Here is a 22,015-nt window from a genome sequence, read left to right on the forward strand (position 1 = left end):
ATATAGTAAAGAATTTTCTGAATTGAAAACCTTTTAATCATTCACTTCCGCCGCTACACGAATTCCAGATTCAATCGCACCTTGAATCCATCCGTGATATAGCGTTGTATGATCTCCAGCGAAGAATATTCTCCCCTCTGGTTTGACAATCGCTGGCTGTAGCTCAGATTCTTGACCTGCTTGAAAAAGCGCAAATCCTCCAAGCGCATATGGATCCAATGTCCAGCTTTTTGATATTCCAGATATGAACTCATCATACACTTGACCACCTAATATTGTTGCTAAGTTGTGTAATGCGTAATAAATACGATCACCTTTTGATAAACCATCCCATAACAAAGCATCATAAGACCATGTATAGCTACCTAACATCATAGCAGGTCCTTTTTCTCCAATCCCATGACTTGGATAATAGGCATAACGAATTGGCAAATCTGTTATAATCCTGCCACCTAATTGCCCTTGTTCTTCCCAAAATCGGCTTTTAAATTGAATTCCTATTTTCGTCGCAGGCATGTAATGCAATTCACGAATTGCTTTCCACTTTTCATGTGATATAGAATCAAACGGATCTACTTCTACAAAACGCATTGTCGAAAACGGGATGGTAACAATAACTAAATCTCCTGTAATACTACTATATTCAAAAGTTTCCTCATTCCGATAGAAAGCTGTCACACCATTATCGTGTTGATGTAGCTTCATTAATTTTTGATTATATATAATATTTTCTTCTAATTGCGGTAAAAATGACTTTGGTAATCTATCATTCCCGCCCATAATTTCACAAAATCCGCTCTCCTCTTGCATAATGTATAGAAAGCGTAAAGTCTCTACAAACGACCGTTCCAAAAAACCTTCTAAATCTAATAGAACACCGATCATCTCAATTGTTACTGGCGAAAAGTAAGTATTATACTGATAAGGATGATACTTTAAAAATTGTCCTGTGGAATATCTCCCAAAATCCGTCACTACAATATCCCAATTTTTCTCTGGATTTCTTTTAATAAAATTTATTATCGGCTGTACTGCTAATAACAATAGTTCTTCAGACGTTTTCCCCACTTCGTTCATTTCCACAGGATACCTTAAAATGCTTGGATCCTTTTCATATTGTTTCAACGTCGTTTTCCGTCCATTTACATAGATAATATCCGTCTCATCCCTATTAATAAAAGGACTCACCTGCAGCCCAAATTTTCTTATATACGCCATCGTTAATTTGTGCGAATACGGAATTCTCATTGCTCCAACATCTAAATATAATCCGGTATCTTCCATTCTAACTGTCTCTATACGGCCACCTACCCGATTGTTTGCTTCAAAAATTTTCACATCATGTCCTGCAGCCTTTAATAAAGATGCTGAAACTAACCCAGCCATACCAGCCCCCACTACAATAATTTGTTTTGGACTTATCGTCTTCTTCAATCCTTTATTTATAACTTTTAACGCTTCATCCATTTCAGTGTTATACATTATATCTTTCTGCACAATTCCACCCCTTACTTCATCAAATGGACGTTAGTGGTTTAGTGCATTTTATTCATAAATCCCCATAAACATAACACCATTGCAATTTGAATATTCACTAAAAGTACATAAGAGACAGATTTCACATTTCTTTACGCTTCGTATAATATAGCAACCGCAAAGAAGGAGTGACTAAAAAATGAAACATACTTACGACTACCACGCTACAAAAAAACATTTAGAATTAAAGAAACAAAACTTATGTAATAAACTTAGCAATACGAAACTATCTGAAACAGAACGTGAACAGATAAAACGCAAAATTGACAACTATGAATATATTTTAAATCTAGTCGAAATGAATCATTATGAACGAGGATTTTCTCGTTAAAAGCGGAAATGGGATTATCCGCTTTTCATTTTGAGCATTTCACTACGCATTTTTCATAAGTAAATATATAATAGGATGTACATTAAGATTGAGAGGTATATTCTATGATCAAGTTAAGTGTATTAGACCAATCACCTATTTCAGATGGTAGCACAGCAGCCCAAGCTTTTTCACATACAGTTACGCTTGCACAAGAAGTTGAAAAACTCGGATTTACACGTTTTTGGGTATCCGAACATCATAATTCCGTAAGCTTAGCTGGTTCAAGTCCAGAAATACTTATTTCTCATATTGCCGCAAAAACGGATCGTATTAGAGTCGGTTCAGGTGGTGTTATGTTACCACATTATAGCCCATATAAAGTTGCTGAGAATTTCCGTGTTCTAGAAGCACTGTATCCGAACCGCATCGATCTCGGTGTTGGTAGAGCTCCTGGTGGTATGCCAATAGCAACTCGCGCACTTCAAGAAGGGAAAATGGTCTCACTTGATCAATATCCAGAACAAATTGCAGACGTTGCAATGTACTTACATGATCAAATACCAGAAAACCATCACTATGCAAACTTAAAAGCCACTCCAGTTATCCCAACATCTCCTGAAATGTGGATGCTCGGTTCTAGCGGAGAGAGCGCTAAAATTGCTGCAAACAATGGAGCTTCTTTCGCATTTGCACAATTTATTAATGGCTTCGGAGGCCCTGAAGTTATGAGGGCTTACCAAGAACAATATCAGCCTTCATTTTTAGGAGATAAGCCTAATTCAATCGTTGCCATCTTTGTTATATGCGGAGAAACAAATGAAGAAGCGGAAAAAATTGCTTCTAGTTTAGATTTATCAATCTTATTATTAGAGCAAGGAAAACGAACTACTGGTACACCTTCTATTGAAACTGCTCAAAATTATTCATACAGTGCTTATGATTTATTCCGTATAAAAGAAAATCGTCAACGTATGATTGTTGGTGATCCGTCTTCTGTAAAAGAAAAAATAATAAACTTAAGCAAAGCATACAATACTGACGAATTTATGATTGTCACGATTACCCATCAATTTGAACATAAATTAAAGTCTTATCGCTTACTAGCAAATGCTTTTAATTTATAACTCTAAAAAGAGATGCATCACATATGATGCATCTCTTTTTCTTACTACTTATTGTTTTTATTTCCTATATATTCAATAGCTTCTTTTAATAGCTCATCAAAGTTAATAGGATAATCATGATCTAAGTTAGGCACAACTTTATACTTATGTTCTATATTCTTATCTCTTAATAATCGTACAAATTGCTGCGTGGATTCGAAACAATCTCCATCTTGATCCCCGCATACTATATATCCTTTTATATGTTTATCCTGCAGCACTCTTAGCAACTCATCCCATTCTTCAATCTCGGGAAGCCACGGTGCTATAAAAACAAAACCATCCACATCTATATCTTTTTGCAAAATCGTATATAAAGCTACTCTTGCCCCTGCAGAAAAACCACCAATTATTACATTTTCTACTGTATGATTTTCTATAAACTTATTGTAATGCTCTTTTAATTCTTCTTTCCCTCTCTCTAGATCATCCCAAACAAATCCATCTGAAAACTGAATTTGTGAAGACTGTGGTAAAGCTAACGTGTAATCTTGTGTCAAAACTGATTTCCAATATGGCTCTACTATTTGAATATTTTCTTGGTCACCATGTAATGTAAGTAGTAGATTCCCCTCTTTCTTGCTGTATATATATTTCACATCTGGTCTTTCCTTTTTATGTGCTAATTCTTCTCTTTCTTTACATAATTGCACCATTGTATGAAATTCTTCAAATTTATGTAGCGATTTTAAATCTTCGTCGGAAATTAAATATTCATTTCCATACCAGAATCCCTTTTCTATAATGGCCTCCCTCATTAAATGTAATGCTTCTTTTTCAAGTCCTGATGCACTTGCGAGCGCATACTTAAAATTATATATTTGCGCCTCATTCCCTATTACACCTGTAGCGTTTTCCATTATATAATTGTACGCTTCAAAACTTCCTTTATTTGCATAACAACGTAACGTTTCATTTAATAATTGAATGTAAGTCATACTATTTTTCATGTACCAATTCCCCCGAAACTTTTTATAATATTTATTTTGCGAATCTTTATACCACTTTGTGAAGATTTTATATAACTCGCCCTAGCAATATCTTATTCTCCGAATGATACTTAATAGTTATCCTTCCCTGTCCAATACATTTAATATAAATATTAATAAACTGAAAAGTCAATATTTTAACAAACAAAAAAAGACAACAATATATGTATTGTTGTTTTCATTACGTTTACCCGCTCTTTTGTTTTTTTCTATCTGGTTTACTTGAAACTAAATAATGTTTTTTTGAAATATATAAGTCTCTTTTTAAGCTACGATTTAAGTAAGGTCCTAGTTTCATTCCGCATATGAGGCGATCTTCGCTACCTTCAACAATTGGGAGCATTTCTTTTTCTGTTACGTATTGATCTACTGCCTTTTGTACGACATCAATTTCTTTCACTAGGTTCAAATTTTCTGCTGTATGTTCAAATACCTCAAGCGTTTCCTTCGTTATGAGAAAATCATTTGTTGGAAATGCAGGTAAATACGGTTTTAACAAATCATAATTTACTGTATAATCTTCATTTACTAATACTGTATAAACGATATTAGCATTCGTTTCTAAAAACTGAGCCATCGCTTGTTCTAATTCATCTTTCGTAATTTCCCGCTCTTCTTTTCCAGTTCTGAAAAAGCGAAACATCGCATCGCCTCCTTTTTACTATATTATAGCATAAAAGAAAACTGAAAAATCATAAAAAAAACCATTGAAATAATTTTTCAATGGGTTTCTTTATATTTTTTATCGTTATTTTAAGAATGCACTTAGCATCCATACATGTTGTTCTAATGTTGTATGAATTGCTAACAGCATGTCAGCTGATGTTTCATCGCCAGCTTCGCCCGCAACTTCCATACCTTCTTTTAATTCTTGAATAAGTGCAGAATAATCATTCACTAATGTTTGCACCATTTCTTCTGCAGATTCTTTGCTTGTCCCTTCGCTGACACTAGATGTTGCGAGATATTCTTTCATTGTCGCTAATGGTTTACCTTCTAAAGCTAAAATACGTTCTGCTAACTCATCAATATACGTTCCAGCTTCATTATAAAACTCTTCAAATTTCTCATGTAATGTAAAGAAGTGTGGCCCTGTCACATACCAATGATAATTATGTAGTTTCACATATAACACATTCCAGTTTGCTACCTGCTTGTTTAATACTTCAACAACATTTGTTTTCGTACCCATACAATCCACTCCTCTTATCATTTTGTAATGTTTATCTTTTAATAACCTAATTACATTTTACCATACATTCCCTTTCCTTTCGAACAATCGGCTTATATGTAACAAAGTTTTAACACCTTTAATACTTCCCTAATATCATTTAATTCATGTATTTTTTCAAACACTTCATACGTCTAATTGTCCAAGCTCATACATATGCATAATAGTACATCAAGCTCATCATAGTAGAAAGAGGGATAACATGGACAATCAACAATGGCAAGTAGCAAAGAAAGTAGCTGCTACTTATATCGGAACTGTCGTTGGAGCTGGATTTGCTACTGGACGAGAAATTGTTGAATTTTTCACAGTGAATGGATTATACGGGACCATTGGCATATGTGTAAGTGGATTTTTTTTTATTTGGCTCGGCACAAAGATGATGTTACTTTCATCACAAATTGGGGCATTTTCAGCGCAAGAATTTAACAAATATTTATTTGGGGATGTATTTGGGAATGTTGTAAACACATTATTATTACTCGTTTTATTCGGCGTAACGAGCGTTATGTTATCAGGGGCTGGTGCAGTATTTGAAGAGCAACTTCGCTTACCAAGACAACTCGGTATTCTCATTACAGTTATCGCTTGTCTCATTATAAGTAGCCGCGGATTACAAGGTGTTTTTGAAGTAAATACACTTGTCGTACCTATTATGATGATTTTTATTATCGGACTTGCTATTACAACCTTTTTTCACGGTACACCTTCCATTAATAACACTATTCCTGCAGAGAGTTGGAATATGAAATGGATTACTAGCCCTATTACATATGTCGCCTTAAATCTTTCTCTCGCCCAAAGTGTTCTCGTCCCATTAGCCAGTGAAGTAAAGGATCGAAAAGCCATTTTTTGGGGTGGGATTTTAGGTGGTGCTGGACTTTCTTTAATTTTATTATGCAGCCATTTAGCAATCTTATCAGTCGATCAATTTTATCAATATAACATCCCAATGGCTGAAGTCATAAGAAGATTTAATGCAACTTTTCACTTCTTCTTCGTTCTCATTATTTTCGGTGAAGTTTTCACAACTTTAGTTGGTAATGTGTTCGGTATGACAAAACAGATGCAATCTATTACTGGGTGGAAAAATCACAATATTATTTTCTTCATTTTACTAATTAGTTATTGCTTTAGTTACATCGGTTACAGTGACTTACTTCACATTCTATATCCTATCATCGGATGGGTAAGTATTGTTATACTTCCAATCATTGCGTTTAAACAACTTCAAAAAACATAAAAAAGCATCCATGTTATTGGATGCTTTTTTATGTTCATTCACAATCATCACATACTTCCCAGTACGGCCCCATTTCTAATGCTAAATATGGTTTTAATTGCAACCGAATCATTCGACTAGGCATGCGCTCTAAAACAAATTGAATACCTTCTTCATCTTCGTCTAATTCAACTTTTGAAATCACAATTCTTTGTATAGTCGTAATGGGAATTCCATCTTTATATAAAGTGATTTTCACCTCATCGTATTCATTAAAATACAATTCGACACTCATTTGATTTTTCAGTATTTCATCAACAATTTTATATGTATCATTTTGTTCTTGAATTATATATTTCCATCCGCCTCTATCTTCTTTCGGAGCTGTTTGAAATAATGTCTCCAAATCCTCGTATAGCATAAGATAACCCCTCTCTTACTAAAAAACGATGAGTATTTTATATACCCTTTATCTCTATCACTATCCATAGCTATTGTACCATATATCACCGTTCTTACCGTATTCATTTGCTTCATAGATACTTATAAAATAACTAATTCTATCTCCATTATTATGTATATTACCTCATTACTCCATACACTCTTACAAGTTTAAATAGCGTCAGACTTTAATCCATGCAAATATTGTCTACTCTCCGCTTTTATTAGCTCACAGCATTCATACTTTTACATATAGTAAGACTGCCACAAATAAAAAAGGAGAGTGACTTATACCACTCCCCTTAAAAGAACTTCCCTATAGCTGCTAAAACTAATACGATTATTAAAATTGCAAATAATAATGAGACAATGAAACTAAAAATAGGTAACGCTTTCTTTTCATTCTTCTTAAATAGTAACTTTAAACTAAGAAAAATATTTACTGGTACAAGTATAAAATAAAAATATTTAACAATTTGTACCGAGCTATTCGAAAGTGTTTTTAATATAAACACTTCAATTAGAAAAACAATAAAAAATGAAATACTTAGCCAAAATGAGACGTAACTAAGCCAAGAATGTCTTTTTGTCCCCCAATACACTCCCATAATACTCTCCTTTTATTTGTATTCTATACGTTAATAATTATACACAAAGCTAACAAATACCTCTATTTTTCGACAAACATTATGCAAAATGCCATTTTAAACGTCATAAAGGAAGTCTACATCCCTATTTGATTTTACACAATAAAACAGACTACCCTCTAGTGGCATAATGCTACTAGGGGATAGTCTGTTCCCTATTAAACTTTAAATCTGTCAATTAGTCCTTGTAACTCTTCAGCCAATTGAGATAACGTGCCCGCTGCGGATCCAATTTCCTCCATCGAAGCTAGCTGTTCTTCAGCTGAAGCCGCAACATTTTGTGTGCTTGTTGCATTATTTTGTGCTGTCATTGCAATTTGTCCTACTGAAATAGATACTTCATTTGCCCCTTTTGACATTCCATTAGCCGTTTCAACCATCGTCTTAATTTGATTAGCTATTTCATTTGTAGATTGTAAAATTTCAGCAAAGTTTTGCTTCGTTTCATTTGCGATAACAAGTCCAGATTGAACTTCCTCATTTACATGATTCATAGATTTGACTGTCTTACCCATATCATCTTGTATTTCACATATTAATTTACTAATTTCACTAGAAGATACGCTAGACTGCTCTGCCAATTTACGCACTTCATCTGCAACAATTGCGAAACCTCTTCCATGCTCACCGGCTCTTGCGGCTTCAATTGCCGCATTTAGAGCTAGAAGGTTTGTTTGATCTGCAATATTTTGAATTACTTCTAAAATATCACCAATTTGTTTTGATTTATTATTTAGTAATTGTATAACTGCATCTGATTGTGACACAGATTCTGCAATAGACTGCATCTGGTTTACTGTTCTTCCTACTAGTTTCCCACCATCTTCTGCTTTTTCACGAGTATGTGTAGAAGCCGTATTAATAGATGATGAACTATTTGCTACATGCTGAATTCCTTCCGTTACATCAAACAGTAACATAGCGCCATTTTCTACGCTTGTTGTTTGCGTCGTTGCCCCACTTGATATTTCATCCATTGCGATTGTGATTTGCTCAGTCGCTTCACTTGCTTGCCTTACACTTGCAGTTAGCTCTTCTGATGCCGCTGCAACATGCCCAGCTGAATCGTTAATTCTTCCGATTAACGTCCGTAACGAATTCGTCATCTCATTAAAGCCTTTAGCAAGTTGGCCGATTTCATCATTAGAATGAATTTCAATTGTTTGCGTTAAATCCCCTTCACTTATTTCTTTAGAGGTAACAACTAATCTCTTTAAAGGCTTCGTAATTGAAAGTGTTACAAAATAAATAAGTGCTCCACCTATTACTAATGAGATAAGCATAACAATTAACATATTATAAAATACAGGTTGAGCAGCTTCAATTACTTCACTTGAGTACATAGTCCCACCAATTTTCCAACCTGTTTTTACATTTGTAGCAAATACCATATTCTTTTCACTACCGCCATAAGAATATGAAAAAGCACCATGATTATCTTCATAAATTTTCTTTGCCCAAGAATCAGCCGCTTTTTCCCCTGATTTTTCTTGTGGATGAGCAATTATTTTTTGCTTTCCATCTAAAATGAAGGCATATCCTTTTTTACCAATATTAATTAACTTTGATGTTTTTAATAAATTATCTAAACTTAAATCTAGCGCAACAACCCCATTTTTATCTTCTGTTTGTTTTGCGATTGTTACGACAATATGTCCATTTCCTTTTGCCTTATATGGCTCAGTAACAACAATACCACCTTGTTTTGCAACTGCATCTTTATACCAAGAACGCTCTGTTGGATCATAGTCTGCTGCCATTTGTATATTTGGTTCTTGTACAAATTTTTTATCATTTCCGGCAACATATACTTGTTCAACATCTTTATTTAAATTTATATATTGAGATAACATTTTTCTTAATTCATCCTGATTATCTCCTTGATACATATTCCCCTGAATCACCCGTGCAAAATTATTCACATCATTAAATTTTGCATCAATCATTTGATTGATTAAATTATCCAGTATTTTTATATTGTCGTTGGCACTACTCTTAATTTGCGATTCAAAATTCTTTTTGGCTGTTTGATAAGACATGCCTCCGATAATAGACACAGCCGCAATTAAAATTACAAAGAATGAAATTAATAGCTTTTTTGCTACTTTCATATCACGAAACAAATTTAATAGTTTACCCATTATGAACCTCCTAATTTTCAAATTTAAAAGTTAAATTGAGTTAATTATGAATATTTCCCAATCCCTAATTATTATTTTCATAACCTATTATGATGAATACTTTGTAAAGTTTAAACAATTAATTTCCCTTTGTCTATATATATAAATAATATTATTATAAAATTTACAAATAGAAAAAACCAAAGGAGCACCCTTTGGTTTTTACATTTTTTTATGTTGTTTAGAAAGCTTTTTCCACTTATCACGCTCTGCTCTGGCAAGGATTACATCTTGTTTTCTCATAAAATACGCCAGTTCTCTTTGTAATTTTTTATAGCTTTTCAAACGATCTATCGTAATAAGTCCGTTATCAATTGCACTATGCACCGCGCATCCTGGTTCATTCTCATGCTTACAATCACGAAAACGGCATGTTGTCGCAAGTTTTTCAATATCAGAGAATGTTGTTTGAATCGCTTCGCTTCCTTCCCAAAGTTGCAATTCCCTCATGCCAGGAGTATCAATTACGAGAGCGCCACTTGGCAATTGAAATAACTCTCGATGCGTTGTCGTATGCCTCCCCCTACTATCCTCTTCACGTATATCTCCCGTTTTTGCTACCTCAATTCCTATTAGCGCATTTAACAAAGTTGACTTTCCTACCCCTGATGACCCAACTAAAGCAATTGTTTTCCCTGAAGAAACGAATTGTTTCAACGAATCAATACCCGTATGCTCTAAACTATCAACAACGAAAATAGGAACACCAATTGCTATAGCTTCCGTTTCTACAATTTTCTGTTCCACATCATTACATATACTACTCTTTGTTAAAACAATAACTGGCATAGCACCGCTTTCATACGCTAATAATAAATAACGTTCCATCCTTCTAACATTAAAATCATGATTAAGTGCATTGACTAAAAATAAATAATCTACATTTGCTGCTATTACTTGTTCTTCCGTTCGAGTACCAGCCTCTTGTCTAGAAAAAGAGCTTCTTCTCGGAAAAATACGATGAATGATAGCTTTCTTTTCATTCTCTATTTTCTTTATATACACCCAATCACCAACAGCTGGATAATCTCCCTTCGTTACTGCTTCATGCCGAAACTTTCCAGACAGTTCTGCCATATACTCACCATCATTACAAATAATGCGATATATATGCTTATGCTCAAGTAAAATACGCCCTACTTCAAAGTTCTCTACAGCTTGTTCCTCAAAAAAAGAATCCCAGCCATACGATTCTAAAATATTTTGATTCAAATTGATATCCTCCCTAGTTTAAGCTAAGTGGAAGGATAGTGCGCTCACTTATATAATCTCGCCCTTTCCATCCACCTTTGTATTTGGTTTATTATTCATATAAGTTATTTTCGCCATAATACATCACCCCGTTCTTATTTTAATTACTCTCATTATATGGAATTCTCCTATAAAAAGCTACATTATTTAACGTAATTTTCAAACAACTTGTTTTTGAGCATTCTAATTTGTCCTCGGTGACTAATTTCATCTTCTAGCACATGAAACCAAAGATAGTGCTGGTTATATACTACACCGTTAGGCCACTTTCTTTCTGACATGAGCCACTCATCACCTTGTTCACTTAAATACTTCAGAGATTCTTCTCGAACACTTTGTAGAAGTTGTACATAATACTGTATTTCATGACCACAGATCGCTCTACCTGCTTCCCCTAAATACAGTGCATCTTCCCATATTTCTAATTCTTCTTTTGTAAAGTCACGATCTTGAAATGAAATAAGCTGATGAACTTTTTCAATAGCTGCTATATGCTTTAATAAGGCGCCAATTGAATTTCCACTGCTCTGCATAATTAAATCTAATTGCTCAACTGATAAATTTTTTACTTCGCCTAATGTTACAGCTCTCGTATGCTCAAGCATGCTTACTAGTTCCCCTATTTTTTTGTATAACCATCTATACTTCTTATTCGATAATCTATATTCATATGACGCACCCCTTTCTGCATTCATATTATTGTAAAAATGATTCATATAATAGACTAAAATATATCGAAATTTTCTGTTATAATTAAATTGAATACAAAATATACCCAAACAAACTTTCTCAATATGCATATATGAAATATTAAAAGGAATCAATATAAAATAATCGAATCTTATTCACTAAAAGGAGTGGATTCGATGGAAATGTATCAATGGCTAACCGCTGTTCTCGTTGGTGGCATTACTGGCTTCGTTTCCCATCTAATCAATAACCAAGGTAAGTTATTGCTTCCACGCCGTTTGAAAACTTTTTTTCACTTTGGATTTTTAACTGATGTTTTTACCGGTAGCCTAGCTGCACTTCTTGGACTCGTTTTATTCGATGTCACCGCAATAAAAGAAATTATAAAAGTATCCATTGTAACTGCTATTTCCGGTCAAACTTTCTTACTACATCAAGCTCTTGGTGGCGAACAGGCTAAAAATACGCAAATTGGGAAAGCTGATGAGAAGATTCAAGAAATTGACAAATTATTGCGACGTTAGTGTATACTTTCTCTTAAAATTATTGTTATAATGTGAAATAAATATTTTCTATTGCGTCGTTTGTCAGGAGAAAGGGTGTTTCGTATGACAAAAAAGAAAATAGAAGATTTCTTAACAAACTCCGAAAAAGAGGAACTGCTAGAAAACTATAAATGTTTACGAGAAGCCCGCACAAAAAGCGAAGCTAATTATTTTGGTGAAGCAGTAAACCATCTATTAAATAAAGCAAAACAACGAATTATTAAAGATGCAGGTATACATGATGAAAATGCTGCAACTGTTCAATCAAAGAGAAAAGCACTGTTTTAGCTACATTAGCTAAAACAGTGCTTTTTATTACAATACTTTTCACATTACTTTCACATCTATTTCACAATTATAAGTACTCCTATATGTTAAACTAGGTATATCCTTTTCCAAGGAACTATATGCCGATATATAAATCCCTATCTATATAGGGATTTTTATTTTTGGATTCCTCATAACTTTGTTACAATACATTTCTTCTACTATTTCTATACTTTTAGTAACCACTTTAATTAAAAGCACATTCATGTATTCACACTCTTATTAATTCTGATTTGCGAAATATTTATACAAGCTTTATGATGCAATTCCTGTTTCGCTATTTTCAGTAAGTTTTTCACTTTTTCTAAACAGAAATAAAGCTACAACATATAATAACGCAGTAAAGCTACCTACTAGTATAAAATTGTGAGATGTTGCAAATAACATTCCTGCTATTGCCGCACCAATCATTTGGCCAATGTACATCGAGGCGTTAGCAAGAGCAGCACCTGTTCCTCTTGCTATAGTAGACATGTTTTGTAAGTGTCTCATCATTAATACAAACAACATTCCTGTCACAAAAAATAAAACAAAGAAAAGTAATTCAACAAATATAATACTCTTTAAATAGGGCAGTATTACATATAACACTGCTATAAATATAATTCCACCATAGAAAGAAAGATTGTAACCAATTTTATTTACGAGTCTAGGGCCAAAAATATTACCAGCTAAATTTCCTAATCCTAGTACAAGCATAGCCGTACCTACTTCATGAACTTGTAAGCCAAATTGCATGGAAAGCCATACACCAAAGAATGAAAATGCAGCAAAATTTCCGGTTTGAAAAACAAAGTATGCAAAATAAGAAAGTGAAACCTTTGAATCTGTAAGTAATTGGTTATAAAGCTGTAAAATAACTTTTTTATTTCCACCTATATGAACCGACTGTATTTCTGGTAATACAACATAAATAAGAATGACAAGTAGTGCTGATAATATACCAATGAAATAGAATGGGATTGTATAATGTATCGTTGCTAAATAAGCTCCCAGTGGCAGCCCTAAAATTTGAGAGACTGATAACCCTGCTGTTGCAACCCCAATTGCTTTCACAATTTGCTTCTTCTCTATAAGGAGCGGAATAGATGCCCACACTTGTGGAGATACAAAAGCTGCACTTACACCTGCTAAAAATCTAAATGTTAGCATCCATAAAAAACTCGGTGCAATTCCACACAAAAACGTACTTATTGCAAAAAAACTCATGCCTAGTACCATCACTTTTTTTCTGTTTAATCCATCTGATATAGGACCAGCGATAAGCGCAAATCCAGCATATCCTAAAGCATACGAACTCACCATCCATCCTGACAACTCAGTTGAAACATGATATACCTGTTGTAATGTCGGCAACAGTGGTGAAATTAAGAAAGTGTCTGTACCGATCATAAACATTATCGTGAAAAATACAGCTAGTACTCTATTCATTTAGACCTTCTCCTTATATAAACAGAGGGTACTATCCCTCTGTTTCACTAATCTTCTAAAATAGATTGGATTTCTTTCATGGCTCTTTCATTCAATGAAACGTCTACCGCTTTCACACTTTCTCTTATTTGCTCTGCCCGCTTTCCACCAGGTATAACTGTATTAATTCCTTCTTTATTTAATAACCATGCTAACGCTAAATGAGACACTTCAATATCATTTTCTTTAGCTAGCCCTTTTAACTTTTCCACTTTCTTAAAATTACTCTTATATGTATTTTCTTCAAATAGATTTACATTTTGGCGCCAATCGACTTCGTTCAATTTAAAATCTTCTGTATATTTTCCACCTAATATTCCAAAAGCAAGAGGCCCATATGGAATAAATGAAATACCCGCTTCTATACAATACGGCAACAGTTCTTCCTCAGCCGTACGTTCTAACATATTGTATGGAGATTGTACAACATCTATATGACCATGTTGGTTCGCTTCTTTTAATTGTTCTATGTTTACGTTCGATATTCCAATTGAACGAATTTTCCCTTCTTCTTTTAAACGAGTAAGCTCTCCGATTGAATCTATGTAACTTGTTTCAGGATTTGTAAAATGTAAATAATATAAATCAATATAATCAGTCTGTAATCTTCTTAAGCTATTCTCCACAGCATTTCTTAAATAACTTGGTTCATTGTTAATATAAGTTTCTCCATTTAATAACGGTTGAATTCCACCTTTTGTAGCAAGTATAAACTTATGGCGTTTTCCCTTTAATACTTCTCCTACCAATCCCTCAGATCTACCGACACCATATGAATCTGCTGTATCAAAAAATGTAATCCCTTGCTGAATAGCTTCTTCTACTAATTGCTTTCCTTCTTCTTCATTCACATTAGCATATAAATTATGTCCCCCTACTGCATTTGTACCTAAACCCAACTTTGAAATATTTAATCCTGCCTTTTGCAATTTTGTATACTTCATTTTTTCTCCCCCTATATTTCTATTGTTCGAATATATTCGAACAATAGAAATATATCACTTTATATGTTATAGTGCAAATATCTTAACTTATACAAGTAGGTGAAATATGCGTACACTCTATCATCCAAATCGAGAAGAAATTCAATTTTCTTCTGTCTTATATGCACTTAGCGATCAAATTCGTTTACAAATTGTAAATATGTTACTAGAGAAAAACGAACAATCTTGTGGCGCTTTAAACATTCCTATTGCGAAATCAACTTTATCTCACCATTTCAAAGTTTTACGTGAGTCAGGTGTTATGTACACGCGCCTTGAAGGAACACAACGTTTCATTTCAATTCGTGAAGAAGATTTAAATGCTAGATTCCCAGGTTTGTTACAAGTTGTATTACATGCGACAGAGCCATATTAAAAAACATCTCATATGAATATGAGATGTTTTTTAATATGGCTATTCTTTTAATAAATCTATTAATCCATTTCCTTCAGATGTACGTTCGTACCCTAAAGGTACAGTTCTTTTAATGAGTTGTGCATATATTTCCGGCTCTGATAACTTTCGACCGTATTCTTTCTCACACTGCTTAATGAGCAAGGCGAGCGCTCCAGCAACATGCGGCGTCGCCATGGAAGTTCCACTTAACACAGCATATTTCCCATCTGGATACGTAGATAATATTTCATCACCTGGCGCTACTAGATCAATTTCTTGATTTGAATTACTAAAACATGCAATCTTCCGCTCTAAATTAACAGCACCAACTTCAATTACCTCAGAGTAAGCACCCGGAAAGTCTAGTTCCTCTGTTTCATCATCGCAATCTCCATTATTTCCAGCAGCACATACAACGAGAACATCCTGCTTTACCGCATTTTGAATTGCTTCATGTAATTCTGGAACATCTTGCGGACCACCAAGTGACATTGAAATAATTCTCACTTTCTCTTGATTCGGCCCTCTCCAATTTACAGCATAATGAATTGCCTCAATAATTTGCTCATAACTTCCAGAACCATCTCCCGCTAAAACTTTTAATACTAACATTTTAGCAAGTGGTGCAACTCCTAATACACCGACACCATTTTCAGTCGCGGCAATCGTCCCCGCTACATGAGTACCATGTCCGTTATTATCAAGATACACATTTGGATCAGCTTCATAATCTTTTGTGAAATTTCTTCCGCCGATAATACGATCCTTTAAATCTATATGATTAGTATCACACCCTGTATCTAATACGGCAACGACTACATCTTGCCCCTTCACACTCTTTTCCCATACTTGCGGAGCGTGAATCATTTGTACACCTGGTGGAATTTCATTTACTTGTTCTACCACCTTATTTACGGTAAACGGAATCAATTGTATACCTTTTTGTTTATTCACTGTACTACTCATCGTAATCCCTCCTGAAAATGTATTATTTTCATTTCAGACCACTTTTGAATACGTGTAAATGTAACATTCGTTTTATTCTTTTTGTTTTCCTTCTTTTCAAATATTTCTCAACATCATTTACTAACTCTATACTACTTTTTTATTTTCCCTATGATTTGTAGGAAGTAACACCCCATGTCGTTCAACTACTAACCAAAATAAGAGAACCAATTAATGGTCCTCTTACAGTCTTTTAAAAGAATGATATGTAATTTGAAAAATAATATAAATTAAGACTAAACCTCACTCTTGTTTAAAAACTTTTCTATTTCTTTTACTAAATATTCCGCTCCCTCTATCCCAACAGTAATATTTCCATTCGCTAATGATATGTTCTGTTCTGAAACATCACCTGTGATTTGGCAAGCATTGTAAGGTTGATATTTTTGTAAAATGATTTTATCTGCTTCTACAAAAATTTCAAGCGGTGATTTGATTTGTATTCCCAATACATCGCGTAATTCTTTAGGGATAACAATTCGTCCTAATTCGTCTACTTTTCGAATAACTCCTGTTGCTTTCATATTTCTCCCCCCTTACTCTATATTAATTTTTTCACCTCGCTTTTTCCATTTTATCACTTTTTGGCAATACTTGCCTCTTTTTAGAAAATTTTGTACTCGAGTTAAAAAAACACATTTAATGCATACGTAATCTCTCTTTCAATTGTTTTACATAACGGGATCTTATAAGTAAGAAGTATACAACTTGAATACCTATGAAAATACTTAATACAACTGTATTTTCTTTAAACAATGAGTACTCAAACATTTGCCCTAACGCAGTTAAGGCTACTGCCCCATGTAATGTTGCAACACCAATTGGAACGAAGAATAAAAGCGCCAATCGAATTGTAACTACCTTCGATAATTCCCCACTCGTCAATCCAACTTTTCGAATCATTTCGAACAAGCGAACATCATCCTCCAAATCGGAGAATAAACGGAAGTAAAGGAAACTTCCTGCGCAAACGAAAAATACTATACCAATAAAGAAACCTACAAATAAAATCGGTCCTGCAATTTGTAAACTTTGGTTTTGTTCGTACTCTTCCGCACTAAACGTTGACTGTTCTTGATACGGTTTAATTTGATGAGTAAGCTCTTTACCAATTTCAATCTCATCTTTCGTTCTTTCAGTTTTATACATATAATCTTTTGTCTCTATAAATCCATCTTGTAATGAATCATATTGATCATTAGAGATTACATAAACATTTCCTCTTAATATTTTCCCCAATGAAGATGAAGTAACTTTTTTCACCTTTAAACTTTCATTCATATTGGGTAAAGTAATTTCTTTTCTTTCTTTCATCGCTGGCCCTGGTATATCAGCTGACAAAAATACAACCTCTTTATTTGCTACAGTATTAAATCGTTCTCCCGTTAACTTTGCATATTCCTTATAGTCTGATTCTTTTATAAAAGTGGCGCTTCTTAACGACTGTTCCTCCGTTTTCTTTGTCGAAATATTAGTTTTTGAAGCTGCTATATTATGTTTCTTTAATCCTTTGTCAATCATTTGTATATGTTGTGATTCGTTACTATTCCCTTGCTTAGAATGGTAATGAAACGCAATTGGTCTCTCCATTATCCCTTTCGTCATGGATGCGAAGCCTACTAATGTCCCTATTGCGGAAAATGCTACAGTAGAAATAATGGTTACAATAAAGAACATTCTTGCGTTATCTCTCATGCGATACGCTAAATCTGATAACGTAATAATATTAGTCTGTGTCCAATAGAAACGTTTACTTTTTTTACATAATCGAATAATAAAGACACTCAGCTGCTTGTACAACAAATACGTCCCAATAATAACTACCGTTGTAACAGGAATCATCATAATAAATACCATTGCGCCATGCGATAGAAGAGCTCCTACATAGCCAGCACTAAGCAATACTACTGCTAATATTGAAGAAATGATTGATGCTTTCGGTTCCGGTTTTGCCTCTGCTGACCCTCTAAACAACTTCATAATTTTATTTTTACGGATCATTCCTGCACTAAACAATGATATGATCATAAATAATATGAAAAACATAATACTTGTTACAACAATTGCTTTCATCGGTATGTAATAGGATAAGGAGATATCTAGTTTTAATATCATCGGGGCGACAAATAGTAATACCCCTGAAAATAACATACCTGAAAGAATACCAAAAATAATTGCCCCTATTCCAATCATAATATTTTCAAAAAAGATAAGACGCTTTAATTGATATTTCGTCATACCTAGCATCATTAAAATTCCTAGCTCACGCTTTCTCGTTTTTAAAAACATTCCCATCGAATATAAAATAAAGAAGAATGTAAATAAGTAAATAATAGACTGTGCAAAAGACATACTTACGAATACGTAATGACCCAATTCTCCTGCACTTAATGCCGGATGAAACGCAAAAAATGAATACACAAAAAAGGCCATAATAGCAAATGCACTACTCAAAAAATAGGCTGAGTATGTCCGTCTATTTCGCGTTACATTCCGATATGCGAGTTCTCTAATGTTCATATTACTTCTCCGCCCTTCTTTCTACTAACTATGTTTTTATATTAGTAAAGTACGGAAATACCTTCCATCGATTCAAATGACAAAAACCTTACAGTTTTGAAAGGTTTAAAAAAATTGCTTATACGTAGTACTTTATTTATAATGACTACATTCATATTCATACACACATCCTATTGTATATTCGTTAGTTTTGCGAAATAATAAAGGATAGAAGTATGTACCATTATACATATAAACTTATTTACCGCTTTAATATGAATAGGAGGAAAACATAATGACATTACAAGAACAGATTATGAAAGCATTACATGTTCAGCCTGTAATTGATCCAAAAGTTGAAATTCGTAAACGAGTTGATTTCTTAAAAGATTATGTAAAAAAAACAGGCGCAAAAGGATTTGTACTTGGTATTAGCGGCGGCCAAGACTCTACATTAGCAGGACGCTTAGCACAACTTGCAGTTGAAGAAATTCGTAACGAAGGTGGTAATGTAACGTTTATCGCCGTACGTCTTCCTTATAAAGTACAAAAAGATGAAGATGATGCACAATTAGCATTACAATTCATTCAAGCAGATCAATCTGTTGCATTTGATATTGCTTCAACTGTTGATGCTTTTTCAAATCAATATGAAAACTTATTGGGTGAATCATTAACAGATTTCAATAAAGGTAACGTGAAAGCACGTATCCGTATGGTTACTCAATATGCAATTGGTGGACAAAAAGGGCTACTTGTTATCGGAACAGATCACGCTGCAGAAGCTGTAACAGGGTTCTTTACAAAATTCGGAGATGGTGGTGCAGATTTATTACCATTAACGGGATTAACGAAGCGCCAAGGACGTGCATTATTACAAGAGTTAGGTGCAGACGAGCGACTTTACTTAAAAATGCCAACAGCTGATTTATTAGATGAAAAACCAGGTCAAGCTGACGAAACAGAGTTAGGTATTACTTATGATCAATTAGATGATTATTTAGAAGGTAAAGCAGTTCCAGCTGACGTTGCAGAGAAAATTGAAAAACGTTACACAGTGAGTGAGCATAAAAGACAAGTACCAGCGTCAATGTTTGATGATTGGTGGAAATAAATAAAACATAAAAAAGAAGCTAATCTCATTTAGCTTCTTTTTTATATGTTAACGATATACCCCTACTCTTTTCTCCAATAAATCTTGCAGGCAATCTTCATGCTGTTTACAAAATAACGGTGGCATGTCGTCTAACGGGAAAAACTTCAAATCCAACGTTTCATCACCATCTACTTTTTTGTCGCCTCCAACTATTGAGAATGAAAAGAACATCGTAATTGACTGTGCCTTGTCTCCATTTGGATATGATTGAAAATATTTTGTATACACTCCAATAAGCTCATTTATTTCTACATCATAACCGGTTTCTTCTTTTATTTCTCGGATTGCAGTTTCCGCAGCCGATTCTCCTATCTCCATTGCGCCACCTGGAAAGCCCCAAGCGTTAAAGTCTCCTCTTTTTTGCAGTAATACTTCCCCTTCTTTATTAAATACACAACCACCGGCAAAGTTTAAGAAAACATAATCATGCCCTACTTTTTCACGTAATTCTTTTATATAATTCGCCATTCTCTTTCCCCTTTTCATACTTCTTCTATCGCTATTTCTTATCTTTTTCAAGCAATTCAATAATTCGATCTAGCTTCTGGCTCATATTAATCACGTGGTGTTTCTTTGCAACGCTGCTTTGTAATACTCTTCTAATAAACAAAGTAAATGATATGAAAAACAAAACGATAAGTCCGATTACTAAACAAGTATATATCAATGTAAAAATATTACTTTCGAACAAGTTCATTCAGCATTCACATCCTCTCCTTTTTATTTTATCACATAATTCCCAATATTTTAAAGTGATCAACAAATATAAAAAGAGCATCTTTTACAGATGCTCTTTCTCATTGCTTAATACGTAAATGTAATTGTCGCCAATGAATAACCAGCCAATGCACTATAAGGTGCTACTTGATAAGACACACGCTTTGCACCTTTTGGCCAATTTATTTCATTTAATACTTTCTTTATATCTTGCATCGTTCCATCCATGGACTGCTTATACCGTACTTCTACTTTTTCTGGTTTGGCTGCAAACTGTTGCTGCAACTTTTGCTTAAATTCATTATAATTTTCTGCTCCATATTCTGCAGATAAGTATTGTAAATTTGTTTCTTTTAACATCTGCTCATATACAACAGTTTTTGAGCTACCAGCTTTTATTTTATTTGTTAATTCACCAAAATAACTTGTAGTTGCCGCTGGATATTTGCTACGATCCCATTCATGATCTTTACTTAACTGTTCGTCAGACATGTTAAAATATGAGTAAGTTACACGCCCTGCTTTATCTGGTACTGGATCATCAAATGTAGTATCTAGGTGATACCATTTGTTTTCAATGTTCACTAAATTCCACGCGTGAGCTTGTCCATTTCCTGTGCCTGTTACAATATGATTTTGAATACCTGCCTCTTTTAACAACTCATACGTTAATAATGTATATCCTTGGCAAACGGCAGAACAATTCGCTAATGCTTCATATGCTGTATACGCTTGATAAGACGTATCATAAGACACATGCTTAACAACGTAATCGTGAATAGCTTTTACTTTCTCATGCTCATCCATCCCTGGTTTTACAATTGATCCAACAATTGATTTCGCCTGAGCTTTTACATATTGAGTTTGTTCTTTTGATTCACGGTATTTTACTTGCAGTGTAAACGTATAGTCCCCTGGCATTCCTTTAATAGAATATCTAGTAGACGCTACATTATATTTTACATACTCATCAGCATCTACAATTTTATTAAACTCACCATACAATTGATCCATAATATTTCTAGCATTTCTATCTTTTGTTTTATATGTGATTGTAATATTTTCTTCTCGATTATCAATCTGTTTTTTTAATTCTTTTCTGAAATCATCTAATAACTTTACATCTGATTGTGCTGTCACTGTAGTCGGATTTGTAGCTGCATAAGATACAGATGACGCTTGTAAGCCTCCCATTACTATAGTTGAACAAAGTGCGGCAGCTGTCACATACTTACTTGTCTTTCCCATCTTGT

At 34.0% G+C, this 22,015-nt stretch carries 23 protein-coding genes and 3 pseudogenes; 7 read left to right on the forward strand and 19 right to left on the reverse strand.

The window, feature by feature from the left end; translation table 11 throughout:
- Positions 1-33: 33 nt before the first annotated feature.
- Positions 34-1,497 carry a flavin monoamine oxidase family protein gene (locus tag ACTJJY_RS03410; protein WP_440605011.1) on the reverse strand — a complete coding sequence of 488 codons (1,464 nt, stop codon included), beginning with the start codon at positions 1,495-1,497 and terminating at the stop codon, positions 34-36.
- Between the two features lie 178 nt (positions 1,498-1,675).
- Here ACTJJY_RS03410 and ACTJJY_RS03415 point away from each other — a divergent pair, with 178 nt between their 5' ends.
- Both ACTJJY_RS03415 and ACTJJY_RS03420 read left to right on the forward strand, forming a co-directional pair.
- On the forward strand, positions 1,676-1,867 hold the full coding sequence (locus ACTJJY_RS03415) for a DUF3896 family protein (protein ID WP_440605012.1): 192 nt from the start codon (positions 1,676-1,678) through the stop codon (positions 1,865-1,867).
- A gap of 104 nt (positions 1,868-1,971) precedes the next feature.
- Complete coding sequence (locus ACTJJY_RS03420; RefSeq protein WP_000594040.1) at positions 1,972-2,973, forward strand: LLM class flavin-dependent oxidoreductase; 1,002 nt, start codon at positions 1,972-1,974, stop codon at positions 2,971-2,973.
- A gap of 44 nt (positions 2,974-3,017) precedes the next feature.
- Here the strand turns inward: ACTJJY_RS03420 and ACTJJY_RS03425 are convergent, their stop codons facing one another.
- The 3 genes from ACTJJY_RS03425 to ACTJJY_RS03435 form a co-directional block, all read right to left on the reverse strand.
- The gene (locus tag ACTJJY_RS03425; protein ID WP_440605013.1) at positions 3,018-3,962 is read right to left on the reverse strand and encodes an alpha/beta hydrolase; all 945 of its coding nucleotides are present in this window, start codon (positions 3,960-3,962) and stop codon (positions 3,018-3,020) included.
- Between the two features lie 226 nt (positions 3,963-4,188).
- Positions 4,189-4,644 (reverse strand): DUF3939 domain-containing protein, encoded by a 456-nt coding sequence (locus tag ACTJJY_RS03430; RefSeq protein ID WP_440605014.1) that lies wholly within the window; start codon positions 4,642-4,644, stop codon positions 4,189-4,191.
- A 105-nt stretch (positions 4,645-4,749) separates the two neighbouring features.
- The gene (locus ACTJJY_RS03435) at positions 4,750-5,193 is read right to left on the reverse strand and encodes a Dps family protein (RefSeq protein ID WP_000536897.1); all 444 of its coding nucleotides are present in this window, start codon (positions 5,191-5,193) and stop codon (positions 4,750-4,752) included.
- A gap of 241 nt (positions 5,194-5,434) precedes the next feature.
- Between ACTJJY_RS03435 and ACTJJY_RS03440 the strand changes: the two genes are divergently transcribed.
- The gene (locus ACTJJY_RS03440; protein ID WP_000370207.1) at positions 5,435-6,475 is read left to right on the forward strand and encodes a YkvI family membrane protein; all 1,041 of its coding nucleotides are present in this window, start codon (positions 5,435-5,437) and stop codon (positions 6,473-6,475) included.
- A gap of 34 nt (positions 6,476-6,509) precedes the next feature.
- On the opposite strand, the gene ACTJJY_RS03445 is transcribed toward ACTJJY_RS03440, so the two are convergent.
- From ACTJJY_RS03445 to ACTJJY_RS03470, 6 genes and pseudogenes are all read right to left on the reverse strand, one after another.
- Positions 6,510-6,875 (reverse strand): DUF3979 family protein, encoded by a 366-nt coding sequence (locus tag ACTJJY_RS03445; protein ID WP_000965063.1) that lies wholly within the window; start codon positions 6,873-6,875, stop codon positions 6,510-6,512.
- 322 nt (positions 6,876-7,197) lie between these two features.
- Positions 7,198-7,503 (reverse strand): hypothetical protein, encoded by a 306-nt coding sequence (locus tag ACTJJY_RS03450; RefSeq protein WP_000539571.1) that lies wholly within the window; start codon positions 7,501-7,503, stop codon positions 7,198-7,200.
- A gap of 197 nt (positions 7,504-7,700) precedes the next feature.
- Complete coding sequence (locus ACTJJY_RS03455) at positions 7,701-8,648, reverse strand: methyl-accepting chemotaxis protein (protein WP_440605200.1); 948 nt, start codon at positions 8,646-8,648, stop codon at positions 7,701-7,703.
- Positions 8,643-9,683, reverse strand: a pseudogene (locus tag ACTJJY_RS03460) (HAMP domain-containing protein); the annotation flags it as partial. The gene ACTJJY_RS03455 and the pseudogene ACTJJY_RS03460, both read right to left, overlap by 6 nt.
- Before the next feature lie 201 nt (positions 9,684-9,884).
- A complete protein-coding gene (rsgA, locus tag ACTJJY_RS03465; protein WP_097924392.1) occupies positions 9,885-10,934 on the reverse strand; it encodes a ribosome small subunit-dependent GTPase A in 1,050 nt (349 codons plus the stop codon).
- 182 nt (positions 10,935-11,116) lie between these two features.
- Positions 11,117-11,643: pseudogene (locus ACTJJY_RS03470) on the reverse strand (DinB family protein).
- Positions 11,644-11,839: 196 nt separating this feature from the next.
- On the opposite strand from ACTJJY_RS03470, the gene ACTJJY_RS03475 reads away from it, so the two are divergent.
- The gene (locus ACTJJY_RS03475) at positions 11,840-12,187 is read left to right on the forward strand and encodes a DUF4257 domain-containing protein (RefSeq protein ID WP_000426321.1); all 348 of its coding nucleotides are present in this window, start codon (positions 11,840-11,842) and stop codon (positions 12,185-12,187) included.
- Between the two features lie 84 nt (positions 12,188-12,271).
- A complete protein-coding gene (locus tag ACTJJY_RS03480) occupies positions 12,272-12,496 on the forward strand; it encodes a hypothetical protein (protein ID WP_000162602.1) in 225 nt (74 codons plus the stop codon).
- Positions 12,497-12,535: 39 nt separating this feature from the next.
- Here the strand turns inward: ACTJJY_RS03480 and ACTJJY_RS03485 are convergent.
- From ACTJJY_RS03485 to ACTJJY_RS03495, 3 genes and pseudogenes are all read right to left on the reverse strand, one after another.
- Positions 12,536-12,742 (reverse strand): annotated as a pseudogene (locus tag ACTJJY_RS03485) (hypothetical protein).
- Positions 12,743-12,790: 48 nt separating this feature from the next.
- Positions 12,791-13,966 (reverse strand): MFS transporter, encoded by a 1,176-nt coding sequence (locus ACTJJY_RS03490; protein WP_440605015.1) that lies wholly within the window; start codon positions 13,964-13,966, stop codon positions 12,791-12,793.
- A 47-nt stretch (positions 13,967-14,013) separates the two neighbouring features.
- Positions 14,014-14,949: an aldo/keto reductase gene (locus ACTJJY_RS03495; protein WP_440605016.1), complete on the reverse strand. Its 936-nt coding sequence runs from the start codon at positions 14,947-14,949 to the stop codon at positions 14,014-14,016.
- Positions 14,950-15,055: 106 nt separating this feature from the next.
- Between ACTJJY_RS03495 and ACTJJY_RS03500 the strand changes: the two genes are divergently transcribed.
- Positions 15,056-15,364: an ArsR/SmtB family transcription factor gene (locus ACTJJY_RS03500; RefSeq protein WP_001259903.1), complete on the forward strand. Its 309-nt coding sequence runs from the start codon at positions 15,056-15,058 to the stop codon at positions 15,362-15,364.
- A gap of 39 nt (positions 15,365-15,403) precedes the next feature.
- Here ACTJJY_RS03500 and ACTJJY_RS03505 read toward each other — a convergent pair whose 3' ends face one another.
- The 3 genes from ACTJJY_RS03505 to ACTJJY_RS03515 all read right to left on the reverse strand — a co-directional run bounded on the left by ACTJJY_RS03505 (position 15,404) and on the right by ACTJJY_RS03515 (position 18,910).
- Positions 15,404-16,351, reverse strand: coding sequence for a serine protease (locus tag ACTJJY_RS03505; RefSeq protein WP_065228690.1), 948 nt, complete (start codon positions 16,349-16,351; stop codon positions 15,404-15,406).
- Positions 16,352-16,626: 275 nt separating this feature from the next.
- Positions 16,627-16,914, reverse strand: a complete 288-nt coding sequence (locus ACTJJY_RS03510) for an AbrB/MazE/SpoVT family DNA-binding domain-containing protein (RefSeq protein ID WP_000648324.1) — start codon at positions 16,912-16,914, stop codon at positions 16,627-16,629.
- A 115-nt stretch (positions 16,915-17,029) separates the two neighbouring features.
- Positions 17,030-18,910: an ABC transporter permease gene (locus ACTJJY_RS03515; protein WP_440605017.1), complete on the reverse strand. Its 1,881-nt coding sequence runs from the start codon at positions 18,908-18,910 to the stop codon at positions 17,030-17,032.
- Positions 18,911-19,184: 274 nt separating this feature from the next.
- Between ACTJJY_RS03515 and nadE the strand changes: the two genes are divergently transcribed.
- Positions 19,185-20,003: an ammonia-dependent NAD(+) synthetase gene (gene nadE, locus ACTJJY_RS03520; protein WP_000174904.1), complete on the forward strand. Its 819-nt coding sequence runs from the start codon at positions 19,185-19,187 to the stop codon at positions 20,001-20,003.
- Positions 20,004-20,051: 48 nt separating this feature from the next.
- Here the strand turns inward: nadE and ACTJJY_RS03525 are convergent, their stop codons facing one another.
- The 3 genes from ACTJJY_RS03525 to ACTJJY_RS03535 form a co-directional block, all read right to left on the reverse strand.
- The gene (locus ACTJJY_RS03525; protein ID WP_153591755.1) at positions 20,052-20,513 is read right to left on the reverse strand and encodes an NUDIX hydrolase; all 462 of its coding nucleotides are present in this window, start codon (positions 20,511-20,513) and stop codon (positions 20,052-20,054) included.
- A 31-nt stretch (positions 20,514-20,544) separates the two neighbouring features.
- Positions 20,545-20,742: a DUF4083 domain-containing protein gene (locus ACTJJY_RS03530; protein WP_440605018.1), complete on the reverse strand. Its 198-nt coding sequence runs from the start codon at positions 20,740-20,742 to the stop codon at positions 20,545-20,547.
- A gap of 107 nt (positions 20,743-20,849) precedes the next feature.
- Positions 20,850-22,010, reverse strand: a complete 1,161-nt coding sequence (locus tag ACTJJY_RS03535; RefSeq protein WP_440605019.1) for a transglutaminase domain-containing protein — start codon at positions 22,008-22,010, stop codon at positions 20,850-20,852.
- Positions 22,011-22,015: the final 5 nt, after the last annotated feature.

Source organism: Bacillus sp. 22475 (assembly GCF_052044835.1).
Classification (GTDB): Bacteria; Bacillota; Bacilli; order Bacillales; family Bacillaceae_G; genus Bacillus_A; species Bacillus_A cereus.